The following is a 3,724-nucleotide window of genomic DNA, read 5'->3' as shown; positions in this document are numbered from 1 at the left end:
AAAGTAATCTAGTGATTTAAATTAGATAGTCTTTATAGTAATTTTAATAGCATTTTTCTATATCTAGTAATCTATAAAGAAAGTTAAGTTAGTGAGATTATGTATAGTTTAAATAGTATTAACACACTCTATATACAGGAGATGATTGTATATGGAAGTAGTGAAAGTACTAAGAGAAGATGGAAAAGAGAGATACTATGTAGAGAACAATCAAGGAGAACCAATAGAAGTAATATTGAAGTTCATAAGGTTCAAAGATAACACTAATTTTGCTAGAAATACCTTAAAAGCTTATTGCCAACATCTAAAATTATACTTTGAGTATTTGGAGCAGAGAGAATTAGACTTTCAATGCGTGAGCATTGATGATCTATCGTTATTTGTTAACTGGTTGCAGAATCCTTATCAAAGCCTTAATGTAACACCTATTAAGCCAAAAGAAAGTGCTAGAAGCCCTAGAACAATAAACATCATAGTGAATACAGTATTGCAGTTCTATGATTATATTTTAAGACATGAAGAATACAGTAACAATGTCTCTGAGAGGCTTAAGAAATTTGTAACAGTTCCAAGCAGGAACTTCAAAGGGTTCTTATATGGAATAGCTTATGAGAAGAAGAAAACTACTAGCAATATATTGAAGCTAAAAGTTCCTAAGAGTAAGACTAAAACTCTCAGTAAAGATGAAATCAATATCTTAGTCAATAATTGTACTAATTACAGAGATAAATTCCTGCTTATGTTACTATGGGAAACAGGGATTAGAATAGGCGAAGCCTTGTCATTATGGATAGAAGATTTTGATGTCAGCGATTTACTTATTGACCTAAAAGACAGAGGACAATTAGAAAATAATGCTGAGATTAAAACAGTTTCAAGTCCGAGAAGAATAGATATATCTCAAAATATTGCAGATATGTTTATGGAGTACCTTGCAGATTTTCATAACGAAGAAGTATTAACTAATCATGTATTTATAAAGCTTTTAGGTGAAAATAAATATAAGCCAATGAATTATGTGGATGTAGATAATTTATTTAGAACATTAGAAAAGAAAACAAATATCCATGTAACACCACATATGTTTAGGCATACATCATTGACTACACTACGATTAGCAGGATGGCAACCAGAATTACTTAGAGTAAGAGCTGGTCATAAAAATATCTATACTACTATGAATACTTATATTCACCCCTCAGATGAAGATATAACAAAAGAGTTTGAAAAAACTCAACCTAATTTAGACTTGGATATTTACAACGAGGGGGAAGAGTAAGTGGATAATTTACAACTGGTAAAAAGTAATCAACAAAGTAAATATGATGAAATTATTGAGTATTTAAAACAAGATAATGCATATTGGTTAGAGAATGATAAATGGAGTATTAATGATGAAGTGTTTAAAAGTAATAAAATAGTTGCTGAGTATAAGGTTAGTTCCAAGAATATAAAAATTGATTTTGTAAGAAATAAAATTCTAAAAAATGAGATTAAATATTATTTAGTATATTCATTAAAAAACAAGTATCTTACATTAAGTAAAGTTTTAAATGAACATCAACAAGCCATCAGATATTTAGTTGAATATGTTGAATTCCATAGATTAAACAGACAGAGTTTTAAAGATATTAATATTGATAAAAACAAGTGGACATTATTCTTAATTGACAAAGGATTTAAATTAAACAAAAATAATGAAATTTATAATACAACATATCGTTGTATATGTAATACTGTAAGTGATTTTATCAATGATTTTTATGATGATAGGGAAGAAACCCATAAAGATATATGGTATTCAAAGAATATTAAAGGTGTTAAGATTCCTGCAAGTGGAGCAAGTCATGCTAATTATAATGCAATTAATTTTAGTAATATACCTATTTATTATAGAGAGATGGTTAAAAAATATTTTAGGACTATTATTACTAAAAAAAGTTGGATGACTTGTTATCATACAGCAAAATATCTAAATTATTTCTTTAACTATTTCTATTCAAATGGCTATAATGATGGATTTCTTGAAAAACTTAATAGAAATGATGTAGAGAAGTATTTATATTACATTGGGAATGAACGAAGAGACAAAAATAAAACAGAAAACTCTAAATATGTAAGTTTTATAAGAACATTTTTAGAATATATTCAAATGTCTCAATATGATAAAGCACCTAAAAAAGAAGCATCATCCTTGATATTTCAAGATGACATTCCTAAAAGAGAATTGAATAAAGATGAAGTTAAAAAAGCTAAGTTTATTCCAGAACCTATTTTAAAGCAATTAGATAATAATATCATGGATTTGGATAGACCACAGTATATACCTACCTATATTCTTCTAAGAGAATCGGGATGGCGTGGTACTGATATATTAAATCTTAGATATGATAATTGTTTAGAGCAGATTTGGAACAATAAAGAACAGAAATATAACTATTATCTTTGTGGTGAAATAACTAAAACAGGGATAGCGCAACTTAAAATACCTATTAGAGATAAAGTTGCTGAAATGATACAAAAGGCTATAGATAAGGCTAAAGAATTAAGTACAGAGGAAAATAACCCTAAGAAATATTTATTTAATACTTATGAAGGTAAATTAAAAGGAAAGCCATTGAATAAGGAATCTTTATTAAACACTATAAAAAGGCTTATTGAACAAAAAGATATTAGAGATATTAATGAGGAATTGTATCATTTTAGACTTCATTCATTAAGACATACAAGAGCAAAGGAGTATGTAGAGCAAGGTATGGGAATCAGTATTATACAACAAATATTAGGGCATCAGAGCCTCCAAATGACAGTTCATTATGCAACAGTTACAGAAAATACTCTCTACGAGAAATGGAAAAGTACTGAGGATTTAGACTTGTTTAGAGTTAATTCTGAAACTAGCAAGCTTGAACAAGTGGACTTAAACTCTGATGATGGTGAAAATATTATAAGGTATGAGTATGTTAAAAAGAATTTAGATGCTGTAAGAGTGCCTTTCGGTGTATGTTTTAAACCTTCTAAATTACCTTGTAAGCAACAAATGAATCATTGCCTAACTTGTGCAAGTTTTTGTACTACATTTGAAAATATACCAGAGTATGAAAAAGAAATTGACCATGTAAGAAAGCAAATAGATATAAGCGAAAGATGTGGTAGAGAACTTTGGGCTGAAAAGAATAAAATATATTTGAATCTGCTAGAAGAGACATTAGAAAAGGTTAAGCATCAGAAGATTGTTCATAAGAATAGTTTATCCAGGGAGGACAATTGATTATGGAACGAAATACAGAAGCTTTAAAGTTACATGCTCAAGAGAAAACCAAAATTGCTTTAGAGAAGACAGATAAAGCAATTAGGGAATTATCACTGAAAGGTGAGAGAATTAATTTTAATAGTGTAGCTACCGTAAGTGGTGTGTCAAAAGCCTTTCTATATAGCAATGATGAAGTCAAAGAAAGAATAGAACTATTAAGAAAACAAGAAGTAAGGAAGGAAATTAATCAAAGAGCTAAAATAGATAAAACAAGTAAGTCTAAGGATATTATTATAATGGCTAAAGATAAGAAAATTAGAGAATTAGAAAATGAAAATAAGAAATTAAAAGAACAATTAGCTATATTAAGAGGTAAGCTATACTCCAATGTATAGCCATCCTCTATAAAGATATGTATTTAAAGTAAAAATGCGTTAGTGTAAGGGTTTAGAGGCTCTTATCACTAGATAT

General features: G+C 28.4%; 3 protein-coding genes. All 3 read left to right on the top strand.

Features of this window, described 5'->3' with window-relative positions; all coding sequences use genetic code 11:
- The first annotated feature begins 151 nt into the window (after positions 1-151).
- From CLHOM_RS11075 to CLHOM_RS11065, 3 genes are read left to right on the top strand one after another with little or no spacing between them, the layout of a single operon-like run.
- A complete protein-coding gene (locus CLHOM_RS11075) occupies positions 152-1,279 on the top strand; it encodes a tyrosine-type recombinase/integrase (RefSeq protein ID WP_052221765.1) in 1,128 nt (375 codons plus the stop codon).
- Positions 1,280-3,271 carry a tyrosine-type recombinase/integrase gene (locus CLHOM_RS11070; RefSeq protein ID WP_052221764.1) on the top strand — a complete coding sequence of 664 codons (1,992 nt, stop codon included), beginning with the start codon at positions 1,280-1,282 and terminating at the stop codon, positions 3,269-3,271.
- Between the two features lie 2 nt (positions 3,272-3,273).
- Positions 3,274-3,648 carry a DUF6262 family protein gene (locus CLHOM_RS11065; protein ID WP_052221763.1) on the top strand — a complete coding sequence of 125 codons (375 nt, stop codon included), beginning with the start codon at positions 3,274-3,276 and terminating at the stop codon, positions 3,646-3,648.
- The last annotated feature ends 76 nt before the right edge of the window (positions 3,649-3,724 follow it).

It is taken from the genome of Clostridium homopropionicum DSM 5847 (assembly GCF_001263795.1).
Taxonomy (GTDB): Bacteria; Bacillota; Clostridia; order Clostridiales; family Clostridiaceae; genus Clostridium_H; species Clostridium_H homopropionicum.
The sequence above is the reverse complement of the archived record's forward strand: the minus strand, read 5'-3'. Positions and strand labels throughout refer to the sequence as shown.